Annotated in this window: 20 protein-coding genes; 17 read left to right on the top strand and 3 right to left on the bottom strand. The window is 65.6% G+C overall.

The features are described 5' to 3' along the window. The first annotated feature begins 96 nt into the window (after positions 1-96). From ubiE to EA795_RS01335, 10 genes are all read left to right on the top strand, one after another. On the top strand, positions 97-867 hold the full coding sequence (gene ubiE / locus EA795_RS01380; protein ID WP_014854404.1) for a bifunctional demethylmenaquinone methyltransferase/2-methoxy-6-polyprenyl-1,4-benzoquinol methylase UbiE: 771 nt from the start codon (positions 97-99) through the stop codon (positions 865-867). After that, a complete protein-coding gene (locus EA795_RS01375) occupies positions 867-1,490 on the top strand; it encodes a ubiquinone biosynthesis accessory factor UbiJ (protein WP_122075122.1) in 624 nt (207 codons plus the stop codon). Before ubiE ends, EA795_RS01375 begins: the two co-directional genes overlap by 1 nt. Beyond that, positions 1,487-3,097 (top strand): ubiquinone biosynthesis regulatory protein kinase UbiB, encoded by a 1,611-nt coding sequence (gene ubiB, locus EA795_RS01370; protein ID WP_058073899.1) that lies wholly within the window; start codon positions 1,487-1,489, stop codon positions 3,095-3,097. Before EA795_RS01375 ends, ubiB begins: the two co-directional genes overlap by 4 nt. 49 nt (positions 3,098-3,146) lie before the next feature. Further along, positions 3,147-3,542: a phosphoribosyl-AMP cyclohydrolase gene (gene hisI, locus EA795_RS01365; RefSeq protein ID WP_122075121.1), complete on the top strand. Its 396-nt coding sequence runs from the start codon at positions 3,147-3,149 to the stop codon at positions 3,540-3,542. Further along, a complete protein-coding gene (locus EA795_RS01360; protein ID WP_058073897.1) occupies positions 3,535-3,867 on the top strand; it encodes a phosphoribosyl-ATP diphosphatase in 333 nt (110 codons plus the stop codon). The genes hisI and EA795_RS01360 overlap by 8 nt, the downstream gene beginning before the upstream one ends. Before the next feature lie 21 nt (positions 3,868-3,888). After that, positions 3,889-4,119 carry a twin-arginine translocase TatA/TatE family subunit gene (gene tatA / locus EA795_RS01355; protein WP_014854409.1) on the top strand — a complete coding sequence of 77 codons (231 nt, stop codon included), beginning with the start codon at positions 3,889-3,891 and terminating at the stop codon, positions 4,117-4,119. Positions 4,120-4,122: 3 nt separating this feature from the next. After that, the gene (gene tatB, locus EA795_RS01350) at positions 4,123-4,482 is read left to right on the top strand and encodes a Sec-independent protein translocase protein TatB (protein ID WP_122075120.1); all 360 of its coding nucleotides are present in this window, start codon (positions 4,123-4,125) and stop codon (positions 4,480-4,482) included. Beyond that, on the top strand, positions 4,479-5,279 hold the full coding sequence (gene tatC / locus EA795_RS01345) for a twin-arginine translocase subunit TatC (protein ID WP_014854411.1): 801 nt from the start codon (positions 4,479-4,481) through the stop codon (positions 5,277-5,279). The genes tatB and tatC overlap by 4 nt, the downstream gene beginning before the upstream one ends. Further along, positions 5,276-5,983, top strand: a complete 708-nt coding sequence (locus EA795_RS01340) for a 16S rRNA (uracil(1498)-N(3))-methyltransferase (RefSeq protein WP_122075119.1) — start codon at positions 5,276-5,278, stop codon at positions 5,981-5,983. The genes tatC and EA795_RS01340 overlap by 4 nt, the downstream gene beginning before the upstream one ends. 130 nt (positions 5,984-6,113) lie before the next feature. Further along, entirely contained in the window at positions 6,114-6,533 is a 420-nt protein-coding gene (locus tag EA795_RS01335; protein ID WP_014854413.1) for a UPF0158 family protein, read from the top strand. Positions 6,534-6,636: 103 nt separating this feature from the next. Here the strand turns inward: EA795_RS01335 and dtd are convergent, their stop codons facing one another. Together dtd and pip are read right to left on the bottom strand one after the other, a co-directional pair. Next, the gene (gene dtd, locus EA795_RS01330; RefSeq protein WP_122075118.1) at positions 6,637-7,074 is read right to left on the bottom strand and encodes a D-aminoacyl-tRNA deacylase; all 438 of its coding nucleotides are present in this window, start codon (positions 7,072-7,074) and stop codon (positions 6,637-6,639) included. After that, on the bottom strand, positions 7,074-8,045 hold the full coding sequence (gene pip / locus EA795_RS01325) for a prolyl aminopeptidase (RefSeq protein WP_122075117.1): 972 nt from the start codon (positions 8,043-8,045) through the stop codon (positions 7,074-7,076). The genes dtd and pip overlap by 1 nt, the downstream gene beginning before the upstream one ends. Before the next feature lie 399 nt (positions 8,046-8,444). Here pip and EA795_RS01320 point away from each other — a divergent pair, with 399 nt between their 5' ends. Continuing rightward, entirely contained in the window at positions 8,445-8,876 is a 432-nt protein-coding gene (locus tag EA795_RS01320) for a hypothetical protein (protein WP_058073894.1), read from the top strand. A gap of 75 nt (positions 8,877-8,951) precedes the next feature. Here EA795_RS01320 and EA795_RS01315 read toward each other — a convergent pair whose 3' ends face one another. Next, complete coding sequence (locus tag EA795_RS01315) at positions 8,952-9,503, bottom strand: methyltransferase family protein (RefSeq protein ID WP_014854417.1); 552 nt, start codon at positions 9,501-9,503, stop codon at positions 8,952-8,954. 80 nt (positions 9,504-9,583) lie between these two features. Here EA795_RS01315 and EA795_RS01310 point away from each other — a divergent pair, with 80 nt between their 5' ends. Genes EA795_RS01310 through EA795_RS01285 form a run of 6 tightly spaced genes read left to right on the top strand, consistent with a single transcriptional unit; the run spans position 9,584 to position 13,972 of the window. Next, the gene (locus tag EA795_RS01310) at positions 9,584-9,991 is read left to right on the top strand and encodes a beta-hydroxyacyl-ACP dehydratase (protein WP_122075116.1); all 408 of its coding nucleotides are present in this window, start codon (positions 9,584-9,586) and stop codon (positions 9,989-9,991) included. Beyond that, positions 9,984-10,868 (top strand): ABC transporter ATP-binding protein, encoded by an 885-nt coding sequence (locus EA795_RS01305; RefSeq protein ID WP_122075115.1) that lies wholly within the window; start codon positions 9,984-9,986, stop codon positions 10,866-10,868. The genes EA795_RS01310 and EA795_RS01305 overlap by 8 nt, the downstream gene beginning before the upstream one ends. A gap of 14 nt (positions 10,869-10,882) precedes the next feature. Then, on the top strand, positions 10,883-12,052 hold the full coding sequence (locus tag EA795_RS01300; protein ID WP_240644976.1) for an ABC transporter permease: 1,170 nt from the start codon (positions 10,883-10,885) through the stop codon (positions 12,050-12,052). Next, positions 12,034-12,300, top strand: a complete 267-nt coding sequence (locus tag EA795_RS01295) for an acyl carrier protein (protein WP_122075113.1) — start codon at positions 12,034-12,036, stop codon at positions 12,298-12,300. The genes EA795_RS01300 and EA795_RS01295 overlap by 19 nt, the downstream gene beginning before the upstream one ends. Then, the gene (locus EA795_RS01290) at positions 12,297-13,394 is read left to right on the top strand and encodes a beta-ketoacyl synthase N-terminal-like domain-containing protein (protein WP_122075112.1); all 1,098 of its coding nucleotides are present in this window, start codon (positions 12,297-12,299) and stop codon (positions 13,392-13,394) included. The genes EA795_RS01295 and EA795_RS01290 overlap by 4 nt, the downstream gene beginning before the upstream one ends. Beyond that, on the top strand, positions 13,391-13,972 hold the full coding sequence (locus EA795_RS01285; protein WP_122075110.1) for a hypothetical protein: 582 nt from the start codon (positions 13,391-13,393) through the stop codon (positions 13,970-13,972). The genes EA795_RS01290 and EA795_RS01285 overlap by 4 nt, the downstream gene beginning before the upstream one ends. Positions 13,973-14,115 lie beyond the last annotated feature (143 nt).

Here is a 14,115-nt window from a genome sequence, read left to right as displayed (position 1 = left end):
ACGCCCCGGGACAAATCTTCTCGAGGCTTGCCGCTTGAAGCTCACCGCCGCCTTTTAGGTTTAGAATGCCCCGCACATTCTTCCGGTGACAGTGACATGACCGATCCTCGCAAAGAGCATGACGCAGAACCCATCACCCACTTCGGCTACAAGAACGTGCCGGAGAGCGAAAAAGCCCACAAGGTAGCCGAAGTCTTCCATTCGGTAGCCGCCAAGTACGACCTGATGAACGACCTGATGTCCGGCGGTATCCACCGGCTCTGGAAGCGCTTCACCATCGAGCTGTCCGGCGTGCGCCACGGCAACCGCGTGCTGGACATCGCCGGCGGCACGGGCGATCTGGCGCGGCAATTCTCGCGCATCGTCGGCCCCACCGGCGAAGTGGTGCTGGCCGACATCAACGCCTCGATGCTCAAGGTCGGTCGCGACAAGCTGCTGGACAAGGGCGTGGCGGGCAACATCAGCTTCGTCCAGGCCGACGCCGAGAAGCTGCCCTTCCCGGACAATCACTTCGACGTGGTCACCATCGCCTTCGGCCTGCGCAACGTCACCCACAAGGAAGACGCCATCGCCTCGATGCTGCGGGTGCTCAAGCCGGGCGGACGGCTGCTGGTGCTGGAATTCTCCAAGCCCACCAACCAGCTGTTCTCCAAGGCCTACGATGCCTACTCGTTCAGCCTGCTGCCGATGATGGGCAAGCTGATCACCAACGATGCCGACAGCTACCGCTACCTGGCCGAGTCGATCCGCATGCACCCGGACCAGGAAACCCTCAAGGGCATGATGGCCGACGCCGGTTTCGAGCGCGTGACCTATCACAACATGACCGGCGGCATCGTCGCCCTGCATCGCGGCATCAAGCCCTGATGCTGCAGCTCGCCGTGCTGGCCGCAGCCGAACGCGGCATCAACCGCGTGCTCAGCCTCGACCCGACCGCCCTGCCGCGGCTGGCGCGGCTGAGCGGTCGCGTCATCGAGATCGACTGCACGGCGCCGGCCTGGCGCCTGTTCGTACTGGCCGATGACGAAGGCCTGCGGCTGGCGACCGACTGGGGCAGCGATGCCGATTGCCGCCTGCGCGCGCCGGCAGCCAGCCTGGCGCGCCTGGCCGCGAGCCGCAACAAGACCGCCGTGCTGCACGGCCCGGAAGTCGAGATCGACGGCGACAGCGCCCTGCTGATGCACCTTGCCGAAGTGCTGCAGGATCTGGAACTGGACTGGGAATACGAAGTGTCGCGCTGGCTCGGACCGGTCGGCACCCAGTTGCTCGGTTCCGGCCTGCGCAGCTCCTCCGCCTGGCTCAGACAAAGCAGCGACAGCCTGCGCCAGGACCTGTCCGACTACCTCAACGAGGAATCACAGACCCTGGTCGGCACCAACGAAGCCGAAGCCCGTTTTGCCGAACTCGACCGGCTCAAGCTGGTTCTCGACCGACTCGAGGCCCGCGTCGAACGCCTCGCCCACTCCCTGAAACCAGATCAAGCCGAATGAAGCTGTTCGCCGCCACCCGCCGCCTGTTCCGCATCCTGCTGGTGGTGATCCGCTACCGCCTGGACGACATCATCCTCGACCTGCCGATGCCCTGGTGGCTGCGCGCGACCAGTTATCTGCTGCCCTGGCGCTGGTTGCCTCGGCGACGCAGCACGCTGTCGCGCGGCGCGCGCCTGCGCCTGGCGCTGGAAGGCCTGGGGCCGATCTTCATCAAGTTCGGCCAGATTCTCTCTACCCGCCGGGACCTGCTGCCGCTGGACATCGCCGAAGAGCTGGCGATGCTGCAGGATCGCGTACCGCCCTTCGACTCGGCCATGGCCACCACCCTGATCGAGCGCCAGCTGGGTGCGCCGGTGGGCGAAGTGTTCGCCCGCTTCGACAGCAAGCCGCTGGCCTCCGCGTCGGTGGCTCAGGTGCATGCGGCGAAGCTGCGCAGCGGCGAGGAAGTGGTGGTCAAGGTGGTGCGGCCCAATCTCAAGCCGATCATCAGCCAGGACCTGGCCTGGCTGTTCCTGCTGGCCAAGACCGCCGAGCGTGCGTCCATCGATGCCCGTCGCCTGCACCTGGTGGAGGTGGTCGAGGACTACGCCAAGACCATCTACGACGAACTCGACCTGCTGCGCGAGGCCGCCAACGCCAGCCAGCTCAGGCGCAACTTCCAGAATTCGCCGCTGCTCTACGTGCCGCAGATCTACTGGGATTACTGCCGCCCGCAGGTGCTGGTGATGGAGCGCATCTACGGCGTGCCGGTCACCGACATGGCCAGGCTGACCGAACAGCGCACCGACATGAAGCAACTCGCCGAACGCGGCGTGGAGATTTTCTTCACCCAGGTCTTCCGCGACAGCTTCTTCCACGCCGACATGCACCCCGGCAACATCTTCGTCAGCACCCAGCAGCCGTGGAACCCGCAGTACATCGCGGTGGACTTCGGCATCGTCGGCAGCCTCACGCCGGAAGACCAGGATTACCTGGCGCGCAACCTGATGGCCTTCTTCAAGCGCGACTACCGCAAGGTGGCGCAGCTGCACATCGATTCGGGCTGGGTGCCGGCGGAAACCAAGGTCAACGAGTTCGAGGCGGCGATCCGTACCGTGTGCGAGCCGATCTTCGAGAAGCCGCTGAAGGACATCTCCTTCGGTCAGCTGCTGGTCCGGCTGTTCCAGGTGGCACGGCGCTTCAACATGGAAGTGCAACCGCAGCTGGTGCTGCTGCAGAAGACCCTGCTCAATATCGAGGGTCTGGGCCGCGAGCTGTATCCGGACCTGGATCTGTGGAGCACCGGCCAGCCGTATCTCGAGCGCTGGATGCGCGAGCGCATGAGCCCCAGGCAGCTGCTGAAGAACGTGCAGGGCCAGATCGAGCAGATACCGCACCTGGCCGGTATGGCCCGCGAGATGCTCGAACACATGTCGCAGCCCCATGCCAACAACCCCGCGCCCCCCTGGCGCGAGCGCCACCACGGCTGGTCGCTGCGACTGATTGGCGCAGCGCTGCTCGGTGGGGGCGGAGTGCTGGCCGCCGGGGCCGAGACTTTCACCGCCGCCGCCACCTGGCCAGCCTGGTTGATGCTCGTGGCCGGCCTGTTCATCGTCGTACGCCGATAGCCAGCGGTCTGCGAGGCTGGCAAACTTGTCGCACTGTACGGAGAAGCCGATGAACTGGCTGGACAAAATCAACTGGAACGCCGATGGCCTGGTCCCGGCGATCGCCCAGGACCACAAGACCGGGCGCATCCTGATGATGGCCTGGATGAACCGCGAAGCGCTGGCGCTGACCGCGCAGGAAAACCGCGCCATCTACTGGTCGCGCTCGCGCGGCAAGCTGTGGCGCAAGGGCGAGGAATCGGGGCACATCCAGAAGCTGCATGAACTGCGCCTGGACTGCGATGCCGACGTGATCGTGCTGCTGGTCGAGCAACTGGGCGGCATCGCCTGCCATACCGGGCGGGAGAGCTGCTTCTACCGCGTGTTCGAGAATGGCGAATGGAAAACCGTCGAGCCGGTCCTCAAGGACCCGCACGCCATCTATGCGGAGCACAAGCATGAGTGAAACCTTCGCCCGCCTGGCCGAGGTGCTGGAAGCCCGCAAGGGCGCCGAGCCGGACAGTTCCTACGTGGCCAGCCTGTACCACAAGGGCCTGAACAAGATTCTGGAAAAGGTCGGCGAGGAGTCGGTGGAAACCATCCTTGCGGCCAAGGACGCCGCCACGAGCGGCGACGCCCACGAGCTGATCTACGAAACCGCCGATCTGTGGTTTCACAGTCTGGTCATGCTGGCCGCACTCGGTCAGCACCCGCAGGCGGTACTGGACGAACTGGACCGGCGTTTCGGTCTTTCCGGACATGCGGAAAAAGCCGCACGCCCGCACAACTGATTCATTTTCGGAGGTAGCACCATGGGTTTGGGTGGAATTAGCGTCTGGCAACTCCTGATCATCCTGCTGATCGTGATCATGCTGTTCGGCACCAAGCGCCTCAAGGGCCTGGGCTCGGACCTGGGCGACGCGATCAAGGGTTTCCGCAAGTCGATGGGCACCGATGAAGAGAAGCCCGGCGTCGAAGAGAAGCAGAGCCACACCATCGATGCCGAAGCCCGCAAGGTCGAAGACCCGACCAAGAAGAACTGAGGCATGTTCGATATCGGTTTCACGGAGCTGCTCCTGGTGGGGCTGGTGGCCTTGGTCGTGCTCGGCCCCGAGCGTTTGCCCGGCGCAGTGCGCACGACCGGATTGTGGGTCGGCCGCTTGAAGCGCAGCTTCAGCAACATCAAGGCCGAGGTCGAACGGGAAATCGGCGCGGACGAGATTCGCCGCCAACTGCACAACGAGCGCATTCTCGACCTCGAAAAGGAAATGAAGGCGATGAAGGAAAGCATCATGCCGCCCTCGCCCTCAGCCTCCAGTGACGCTCGCCCGGCAACGACGGAAGTGACCAAACCCGCCCCCGAACCAGCCCCAGCTTCCAACCCGGACAGATCGCCTGAACCATGAGCAAACACGCTAGCAACGATCAGGAAATGCCGCTGATCGCTCACCTGACCGAACTGCGCAAACGCCTGATGCGCTGCGTGGTAGCGATCGTGCTGCTGTTCGCCGGGTTGTTCTACTTCTCGCAACAGATCTATGCGCTGGTGGCCGCGCCGCTGCGCGCCTACCTGCCGGAAGGGGCGACCATGATCGCCACCGGCGTCGCCTCGCCGTTCCTGACGCCGTTCAAGCTGACGCTGATGGTGGCGCTGTTCCTGTCGATGCCGATCATCCTGCACCAGATCTGGGGCTTCATTGCCCCCGGCCTGTACAAGCATGAGAAGCGCATCGCCGTACCCTTGCTGATTTCCAGCATCATCCTGTTCTACGCCGGCATGGCGTTCGCCTATTTCGTGGTCTTCCCGATCATGTTCGGGTTCTTCGCCAGCGTGACGCCCGAAGGCGTCGAGATGATGACCGACATCGGCCAATACCTGGATTTCGTGCTCACGCTGTTCTTCGCCTTCGGCGTGGCCTTCGAGATCCCGGTGGCGACCTTTCTGCTGATCTGGGTCGGCATCGTCGACGTGGCAACCCTGCGCAAGAGCAGGCCCTACGTCGTCGTCGGCTGCTTCGTGGTCGGCATGGTGCTGACTCCGCCCGACGTGTTCTCGCAAACCCTGCTCGCCGTGCCGATGTGGCTGCTGTTCGAAGCCGGTGTGATCTGCGGCAGCATGGTCAGCAAGCGCGAGGCTGGGTTTCGCGGCGATGCCGACGAAGACAAGCCCGAGCGCGACCAGCCGCCCGTCTCGCGCCCTTGAACCTGTTGCTGCTGGAGGCGGCGGACTTCGTCGCCGCCGACCGGGTCATCCTGACTGGTCGCAGGCTCAGGCATTTGCAGGAGGTCCACCGCGCCGAGGTCGGTGAGACCTTGCGGGTCGGCCTGCTCGGCGGCGAGATGGGCGAAGGCCGGCTGCTACGCCTGGATACGGCGTCGGCTGAGCTGCAGGTACGCTTCGACCAGCCGCCTCCCGCCAAACTGCCCGTCACCCTGCTGCTGGCCCTGCCCCGCCCGAAAATGCTGCGCCGCGTGTTGCAGACGGTCGCCGCCATGGGCGTGCCACGGCTGGTGCTGCTCAACAGCTATCGGGTGGAAAAGAGCTTCTGGCAGACGCCCTTCCTGGAACCCGCTGCCATTCGCGAACAGCTGATCCTCGGCCTCGAACAGGCTCGTGATACGGTGCTGCCGGAGATCATCGTCGAGAAACGCTTCAAGCCTTTCGTCGAGGACCGCCTGCCACAGCTTGCCGCCGATACCCTGGGCCTGGTCGGCCACCCCGGCGACTTCCCGGCCTGCCCGCGCGCGGTACAGCAACCGGTGACCCTGGCCATCGGCCCCGAAGGTGGCTGGATCCCTTACGAAGTGGAGAAGCTGGCCGAAGCCGGCCTCACGCCGGTGCAGCTCGGCGAACGCATCCTGCGGGTCGAGACCGCGGTCAGCGCCCTGCTGGCGCGGCTGTTCTGAGGGATTTCTGAGGTAAGCAGGTTCGTTTCAGGGGCATCTCGTCAGAATGCGAACCAGTACCGATGAACGCAATGCACACAATGGCCGCAGGCGGGTCAGAGGCTCTGAGCCCCAAGAAGCAGTCCCTGCCATGCGACCTTTGACCATTGATCTGCACCGTCTCGAATATGCCCTGGATGCGCGCGATGCCTGCGAGCACTACCTGGATCTGGAAAGCGGCGATATCCGCGCCGTATTTCCGGGGGAATCGCTTCCAGGCGCCGATGAGAAATACGACGTCCAGCTCGACCGTTTCCTGCATATCGAACCGCTCGGCCTGCCGCAGTCGATCGCCATGCGCGAAGCCTTCCTGTTCACCCAGCACGACCCCAACGCACACGCCGTGCTGAGCGCCGCACTGCGCGGTCGCAAACCGCTGCGCACGTTCGATTTCAAGCTGGAGGATTTCCCCGAGGCACGCCAGTCCTGGCTCGACTACCAGACCGTCCAGCTGCGCGAACATGCCATCACCTGGCTGCACGAGAACGGGCTGGAGCCTTCCGGGCGGTAGGCGCGCCCCTCACCCCAGCCCTCCCCGGTGGGGAGAGGGTTAGGGTGAGGGGACGAAGCAACGTGCAGCACAGCGCTCACCCACGCAGCACGCCTCACCAGCCTCAGCTCTCCAACAGAAAGGTCACCGGCCCGTCATTTTGCAGATGAACCTGCATGTCGGCACCGAACCGGCCACAGGCCACCTGGGCATGCTGGGCACCGGCCTGTCGCACCAGATAGTCGTACAGCTCTTCCCCGAGCCCCGGCGGCGCCGCGCTGGAGAAGCTCGGGCGCAGGCCGCTGCGTGTGTCGGCGGCCAGGGTGAACTGCGAGACCAGCAGCAGACCGCCGCCGATATCGCTCACCGAGCGGTTCATCCGGCCCTCGGCGTCGGCGAACACCCGGTAGCGCAGCAGCTTGTGCAGAAGCTTGTCGGCACGGGCGCGGTCATCCTCGCGCTCGATCCCGACCAGCACCAGCAGGCCCTGGTCGATGGCCCCGACGATCTCGCCTGCCACCTCCACCCGCGCCTGCCGCACTCGCTGGATCAGCGCCTTCATCAGGCCTCCTCGGGCGGCAGTTCGAGCAGGCGGTGCGCGATATCGCTGGCGGCACGCACCAGCGCGTCGCAGGTACCGGGTTCGGTGGCTGAGTGACCGGCTTCGCGGATGATCTGCAGCTCGCTGTTCAGCCAGGCTTCGTGCAGCTGCCAGGCGTTTTCCAGTGGGCAGATGGCATCGTAGCGACCGTGCACGATGATTCCCGGCAGGTGGGCGATCTTGTGCATGTCGCGCAGCAGCTGGTCGGGTTCGAGGAAACCCTGATTGACGAAGTAGTGGCATTCGATGCGCGCCATGGCCAGCGCCCGATGGGGATCGGAGAAATGGTCCACCACGTGATTGTTGGGGCGCAGCGTGGCGGTGCGCCCTTCCCAGCAGGACCAGGCCTTGGCCGCGTGCATCTGGGCGATCTGGTCGGTACCGGTCAGGCGCTTGTAGAACGCCTGCATCAGGTCGCCGCGCTCTTCCGGCGGGATCGGCGCGATGAAGTCCTGCCAGTAGTCGGGGAACAGCCGGCTGGCACCTTCCTGGTAGAACCAGGAAAACTCGTGCGGCCGGCAGAGGAAGATGCCGCGCAGAATCAGCGCATGCACATGCTCGGGATGCGCCTGGGCGTAGGCCAGCGACAGCGTCGAGCCCCAGGAGCCGCCGAACAGCACCCATTTGTCGACACCGAGCAATTCGCGGATGCGCTCCATGTCGGCGATCAGATGTGCCGTGGTGTTGTTTTCCAGGCTGGCATGGGGTGTCGAGCGACCGCAGCCGCGCTGGTCGAAGGTGATGATGCGATACAGATTGGGATCGAAGAAGCGCCTGCTCAGGGCATCGCAGCCGCCACCCGGACCGCCATGTACGAACAGCACCGGCAGGCCATCCGGCGAACCACTTTCATCGACGTAGAGCACATGCGGCGCTTCGACCGCCAGCTCATGCCGAGCATAGGGTTTTATCTCCGGATGTAATGTCTGCATGGCACACTCCAGGGTCTGTGCTGGGGGCTCGCGGGGCCACCCAAGGTTTTCGGCATCATAACGAGGTTCGAGGGTCTGTTGCCATTTCGTACGCTGCCGCGCCGGAGCCTGTTTTTGCGCGAAGCAAGGCCGCGCCCGCTCCCGGCGGGCTTGCGGCATTCACTCCATCCTTGGAGATCGCATGAGGAGAGAGGTTTGGTCATTCCAAAGGAACGACGAATAACGCCGCATCGCGCAAAAACAGGCCCGGCCCGAAGGGTTGCGCGGCAAATGTCGCCACACGGCGTTGCGGGACTTGGCAAGGGAATAACCATTGCCTGCGTCCCGCGCCTTGCGTGGCGACATTTGGCGCAGCAACGCGGCTCGCGACGAAATGGCAACAGGCCCTCGAAGTTCGGCATGCCTGTATGGAAATTAGCCACTGCCGCGTTGATGGTCGCGCTGCTGCTGTCCGGGTGCGCCCGCGATGACCCGCAGGCGGCGCTCGTAGCGGCGGCGAAGGCGCTGCAGGAAAACATCGAGAACAAGGACACCGCGGCTCTGCTGGCGCAGATCCATCCGGAGTTTCGCGCCAATCAAGCCCTGGACCGCGAATGGGTTCGGCGCACCGCAACGCTGATGTTCCTGCGCCATCGCAACGTGCAGGTCCTGGCGCTGGGCAGCGACAGCTGGCTCGATCCCAGCTACGCCGACAAGGGCCACAGCGAGGCTCAGGTGGCGCTGACCGGCGCCCAGGGTCTGCTGCCCGAGCGCGCCGGGCATTACCGCGTCAGGCTCGAATGGTGGCTGGAGGATGGAGACTGGCTGCTGGCGCGGATGGCATGGGAGTGACTCGCCCACAGACCGGCAGGTGCTCCGGTCAGCCGTAGGGCCGAATTCATTCGGCCAGGCGCGCCCCTGCCATGCCTACAGCACGAACGGAATGAAGCGCTTGCTGCCTTGCATGTAGCGGCGATAGTCCTCGCCGAAATAGGCCAGACATTCCTCTTCGTCACGTCGTGCCGTCAGCCACAGGCAGCCGGTGGCGACGATCGCGCAAAGCAGGCCGGGTAGGTTCGGCTGCTTGAAGAAGACGCCCCAGGCCAGCAGCATCAGCGAGCTGTACATGGGATGGCGGATATAGCGGAAGATCCCCACGGTCACCAGGGTCGAGGTTTTCTCGAAGGCGAAGAGCTCGGCATCGTCCCGTGCCGCGCCCGGGCGCCCGACGCACCGCAGCAGATACAACCCGCCGACCAGCACGCCGATCGAGCTGAACAGCAATGCCCAGGAAAGCAGCTGATGGGGAGCGAAACGGTTATCGAACCAGACCGGCCCGTTGAGCACCAGCAGCGCCAGGATCGCCTCCCAGGCGAAGAAGCGCGGAAAGCCATGGGCGCGAGGCTGACGCAACGCCTCGCGCGACAGCCAGGCCAGAACCGCCGAACCCAGCACGAACGCAACAGCCTGTAGAACCATTCCAATCTCCCTGCCAGAAGTCGGTGCCAACTGGCCATCTGATACACTTCCGACCCGCCAACATCCACGCAGCCTTCACGATGGACCGAACCCAACTGCTCAGCCTGCTGCCGCATCAGGGACCCGCGCTCTGGCTGGACCGGGTCCTCGAACACGACGCCGGTGGCCTTCGCGGCCTGAGCGCCTGGTCCCATCTGCAGCCATTCGGTCCTGACGCCTCGCCCTGCCTGCTGTTCGAGGCGGCGGCGCAATTATGCGGCGCGCATGGTGCCCTATACGGCGACGGAAAACCCATCGAGATGGCGCTGGTGGGCAAGCTGAGCGCGCTGCAACTGCACCACGAGCCCGCCGAGCGCAATGGCCCGCTGCTGGTCAGCGCGACCCGGGAAGCGCTCAGCCCGGCCGGCGCGCTCTACGCGTTCAGCATTCACAGCGACGAGCGGCTGCTGCTCGATGGTCGCCTGTTGCTGGTCCTCGTCCATGCTTGAGCTGCATGATCTGGGCTTCCGCTATCCCGACGCCGAACGAGCGGCGCTGGACGGCATCGATCTGCGCATTGCCGCAGGCGAATGCGTCGGCCTGCTGGGCAGCAACGGCGCCGGCAAGACCACCCTGCTCTCGCTGATCGCCGGCCTGCGCCAGCCGCAGCAAGGCGAAATCCGCTGGCACGGCGAACCCGGAATCGGCCTGGTGCCGCAGCAACCGGCCTTCTATGCCGAGCTGAGCGTTCAGGAAAACCTTCAGCTGTTCGCCGATCTCTACCGGCTGCGCGGCCCGGAGCGCAACGCAGGTCTGCAGCGTTGCATTCACGCGACCCGCCTCGAACGGCTGCTCGGACAGCGTGCGTCGCGCCTGTCCGGCGGGCAGCAGCGTCGGCTCAATTTCGCCATCGGCCTGCTCCAGCCCGCCGGCCTGTACCTGTTCGACGAGGCCACGGTGGGTGTCGACGCGCACTCGCGCGAGCTGCTGCTCGATGCCGTGCAGGTGCTCACCCGCGAGGGCTGCGCGGTGATCTACACCAGCCATTACCTGGACGAGATCGAGCGCCTGGCGCAGCGGATCGTCCTCCTTGCCGAAGGCCAGGTGCGCCTCGACCTGGATAAGCGCCAGCTGCTCGGCGATGACCACGGCTTGTTGCTGGAATGGCCCGCGGCGCCGCCAAGCGGCTTCGATGCACTGCTCGCGGAATTGCAGCTCCAATGCCTGCCGACCACCCGCGGCTGTCGCATCGAGCGCATCGACAGCGCCCAGCTGGCGCGCCTGTGCCAGTTCATCGCCGACCAGCCGCAGCCGCCCAATCTGCTGCGCTTTGGCCGCCCTTCGCTGGAACAGCTTTACCTGCACCTCAGCGGAGGTTCGCTGTGAGACTCGGAGCGTTGGTGCGCAAGGAATTCCTTTTGCTCACGCGCGACTACCATGCGCTGGCGGTGCTGTTCCTGATGCCGGCGCTGTTCGTGCTGCTGATGGCCTTCGCCCTGGCGGAGGTCAATCAGGATCGTCTGCCGGCGCTGAGCCTCGAACTGGAGATTCCCCAGGCCAGCGAACAGAGCGCCTTCTTCACCGCCGCGCTGCGCCAGCAACTGCCCGACGGCCATATGCCGGATGTCAGCGACCAGCCGCTGCCACGGGTGCGCCTGAGCGCCGACTTCGCCGGGCAGTTGCTGGATGCCGAACAGGCCAGCCTGGGCCTGGTCTTTCCGGCCGCCACCGACGCCCTGACCCGCCAGCGCCTGCGCGCGGCGGTGCAGGTGGCACTGGCGCAGACACGGCTGATGACCTTCCTGCTCGACAGCGGCGAGCTCGATCCCGACTCGACGCAGGACGAACGGCTGGCACTGATCACACAGCGCACCGCGGTGCGCATCGACGAACAGCAACAGCTGGCCAGCGGCGCCCTCGCCCAGCGCGCCAACGCCAGCCAGCACAGCGTGCCGGCCTGGCTGATCTTCGGCATGTTCTTCGTCATGCTGCCGATGGCCAACGGTTTCCAGCGCGAGCAGCAGAGCGGCGTCCTGCTGCGTCTGCGCTGCCTGGGCGTCAGCATGGGCACCCTGGCGCTGAGCAAGCTGCTGCCGTATCTGGCAATCAACCTGCTGCAGTTCGCCTTGCTGCTGGCCATCGGCGTCTGGGCGCTGCCGCTGCTCGGCCTACCCGGCTTGCAGTTGCCGGGCAGCGTCGCGGCCTATGTGCTGCTGGCCGGGTGCCTGGCGCTGGCGGCCTGCAGTCTGGGACTGGCCATCGCCAGCCTGGCACGCAGCGGCGAGCAGGCGCTGATGCTCAGCGGCGGCATCAACCTGATACTCGCCGCCATCGGCGGCATCATGGTGCCCAGGAGCGTGATGCCCGAGGCCATGGCTCGGCTGGCGGAGATTTCACCCATGAGCTGGGCGCTGGACGCCTTCCTGGCGCTGCTGGTCGGCCAGGGCTCGCTTTCCGATGTTGCGCCCTGGTGCGCCCGGCTGCTGCTGTTCGCAGTGGTGGTCGGCGCCGCGGCGCTGTTCCTGTTTCTCAAACGACTGAACGACACGCAATGGACGACACACAACTAAAACAGGCGCTCAAGCAGTTGCTGATCCGCGAGTGCGACAAGCAGGACGACATCGACTGGCAGAGCATTGCCGACGACGAGCCGCTGTTCGGCCAGCAGAGCCGCATCCAGATGGACAGCCTCGACGCCCTGCAGGTGTCGCTGGCCCTGCAACAGCATTACGGCGTGCGCATCGAAGGCGCCAAGGATGGCCGGCGTATCCTCAATAGCATCGACAGCATCGCCGCGTTCATCCGGCAGGCCTCATGAAGCCGGTCTACCTGCAACGCGCACAGCTGTGCAGCGCACTGGGCGAAGACTTGCACGCCGCCGCGACGACCTGCCGGCAAGGCCGGTTGCCGCAGCCGGAATGGTTCGAGTTGCATGAACGCAACGAGCGACGACCCTACCTGGCTGCGGTCGGCGCATCGCTCGCCCTGCGCCAGCGCCTGCACCAGCTGGTCGCCGCCAGCAGCGACGGCGCGCTGGATGACTGCCTGCTGATCCTGGCCTCCACCACTCTGGATATCGTCGCCATCGAGGCGCGGGTGAAAGCCGGCGAGGCGACCGGCAACCCGATGGCCCCGGCACTCGATGCCCTCGCCGAAGAGCTGCGCCAGGAGTGGGGTTTCGCCGGCGCCTTCACCCTCAACACCGCCTGCACCAGTGCCGCCAATGCGCTGCTGTATGGCGCGCGGCTGGTGGCCCGCAATCACTATCGCCGCGCCTTGGTGCTGGCCTTCGAGACGCCCAGCGAAGTCACCCGGCAAGGCTTTGGCGTGCTCGAACTGACCAGCCCCAGCGCCGCCTACCGGCCCTTCCATGCCGAACGCGACGGGTTGATTCTCGGCGAAGCCTACGCCAGCGTGATGCTCGCCCGCGAACCCGGCCCGGAGCCGCTGGCGAAGCTGCTCGGCGGCTTCAGCGCCTGCGACACCAGCAGCCTGACCAACACCGCCGAGGACGGCAGCCATATCGACTGGGTCATGCGCCGCGCCCTGCACAGCGCACGAACCACAACGGCGAAAATCGCCCTGGTCAAGCTGCACGGCACCGCCACCGCCGCCAACGATCAGGCCGAAAGCAACGGCATGCGCCGCACCTTCGCCCACGCACTGCCGCCACTGTGCGTGCTCAAGCCCTATCTGGGGCACACCCTGGGCGCCTGTGGCCTCAGCGAAACTCTGTTGCTGCTGGAAAGCCTGCGCCAGGGCGCGCTGCCGGGCTGCGACTACGCCGAGCATGCGTTGCTGCCGCTGGCCGCCGGGCCGCTGGCGGTGTCCGCCGGCAGCCTGTTGCTGGCCAACTATTTCGGCTTCGGCGGCAACAACGCCAGCCTGGTACTGCAAGGAATTCCAGCATGAAGGTGATCGCCGCCAGCGAGGTTCGCGGTTGCAACCACAGCGACAGCCAGCTCAAGGCCGCCCTCGGCACTTACCTGTCCAGCCCGCCACGACGCACCGATCGCCTGACCCTGCTGGCGCTGCTCGCCGCCGCGCCGCTGAAGGCACACATGCAGACGGACAGCGGGCTCTATCTCGCCGCCACCTACCCGGCGCGGCAGAACATGTTCGCCCTGCTGGAGAACGTCTGCGCCCAGCAGCGGCTGCCCAAGCCTTTCGAATTCGTCAACAGCGTCAGCAATGCCGCGGGTTTCCACGTGGCGCAGCAACTGGGGCTGCTGGGGCCGAACCTGTTCATCGGCGCGGGACCGCAGGTCTGGGGGCACCTGCTCGACCTGGCCGGTAACGACCTGGAGCGGGCGCAGGTACGCCAGGCGCTGGTGCTGCTGGTCGAGGAAGATCAGCAGGACGGCTTCAGCGCTCAGGCATTGGTGCTGGAGCCGGGCGGAGATTCGCTCAGCGCACGGGATTTCTCCGTGCTGAGCGATTCGGTGGAGGTTGTTCGGCTGGAGCTGGAGACTGACTCGACATCCGTGTAAGGCCGAACCTGTTCGGCTGGCTTTGTATCCGTGGCCGAATAAATTCGGCCCTGCAAGCCCCTGACCCAACCCGCCAGTCTGGTAGGCCGGGTCACGCCTCACCGACCCGATGACGAACGGCCAGACGCAAGAAATGCCAAGGC

This window comes from Stutzerimonas nitrititolerans (genome assembly GCF_003696285.1).
GTDB classification, from domain to species: Bacteria; Pseudomonadota; Gammaproteobacteria; order Pseudomonadales; family Pseudomonadaceae; genus Stutzerimonas; species Stutzerimonas nitrititolerans.
The sequence above is the reverse complement of the archived record's forward strand: the minus strand, read 5'-3'. Positions and strand labels throughout refer to the sequence as shown.

Excerpts from the sequence above, each read along its gene's own strand:
- hisI (WP_122075121.1), top strand. The coding sequence starts at position 3,147 with ATGAACTGGCTGGACAAAATCAACTGGAACGCCGATGGCCTGGTCCCG.
- tatB (WP_122075120.1), top strand. The coding sequence starts at position 4,123 with ATGTTCGATATCGGTTTCACGGAGCTGCTCCTGGTGGGGCTGGTGGCC.
- EA795_RS01285 (WP_122075110.1), top strand. The coding sequence starts at position 13,391 with ATGAAGGTGATCGCCGCCAGCGAGGTTCGCGGTTGCAACCACAGCGAC.
- pip (WP_122075117.1), bottom strand. The coding sequence starts at position 8,045 with ATGCAGACATTACATCCGGAGATAAAACCCTATGCTCGGCATGAGCTG.
- EA795_RS01310 (WP_122075116.1), top strand. The coding sequence starts at position 9,584 with ATGGACCGAACCCAACTGCTCAGCCTGCTGCCGCATCAGGGACCCGCG.
- ubiB (WP_058073899.1), top strand. The coding sequence starts at position 1,487 with ATGAAGCTGTTCGCCGCCACCCGCCGCCTGTTCCGCATCCTGCTGGTG.
- dtd (WP_122075118.1), bottom strand. The coding sequence starts at position 7,074 with ATGAAGGCGCTGATCCAGCGAGTGCGGCAGGCGCGGGTGGAGGTGGCA.
- EA795_RS01320 (WP_058073894.1), top strand. The coding sequence starts at position 8,445 with ATGCCTGTATGGAAATTAGCCACTGCCGCGTTGATGGTCGCGCTGCTG.
- tatA (WP_014854409.1), top strand. The coding sequence starts at position 3,889 with ATGGGTTTGGGTGGAATTAGCGTCTGGCAACTCCTGATCATCCTGCTG.
- tatC (WP_014854411.1), top strand. The coding sequence starts at position 4,479 with ATGAGCAAACACGCTAGCAACGATCAGGAAATGCCGCTGATCGCTCAC.
- EA795_RS01290 (WP_122075112.1), top strand. The coding sequence starts at position 12,297 with ATGAAGCCGGTCTACCTGCAACGCGCACAGCTGTGCAGCGCACTGGGC.
- EA795_RS01335 (WP_014854413.1), top strand. The coding sequence starts at position 6,114 with ATGCGACCTTTGACCATTGATCTGCACCGTCTCGAATATGCCCTGGAT.
- EA795_RS01375 (WP_122075122.1), top strand. The coding sequence starts at position 867 with ATGCTGCAGCTCGCCGTGCTGGCCGCAGCCGAACGCGGCATCAACCGC.
- EA795_RS01360 (WP_058073897.1), top strand. The coding sequence starts at position 3,535 with ATGAGTGAAACCTTCGCCCGCCTGGCCGAGGTGCTGGAAGCCCGCAAG.
- EA795_RS01305 (WP_122075115.1), top strand. The coding sequence starts at position 9,984 with ATGCTTGAGCTGCATGATCTGGGCTTCCGCTATCCCGACGCCGAACGA.
- EA795_RS01295 (WP_122075113.1), top strand. The coding sequence starts at position 12,034 with ATGGACGACACACAACTAAAACAGGCGCTCAAGCAGTTGCTGATCCGC.
- EA795_RS01315 (WP_014854417.1), bottom strand. The coding sequence starts at position 9,503 with ATGGTTCTACAGGCTGTTGCGTTCGTGCTGGGTTCGGCGGTTCTGGCC.
- ubiE (WP_014854404.1), top strand. The coding sequence starts at position 97 with ATGACCGATCCTCGCAAAGAGCATGACGCAGAACCCATCACCCACTTC.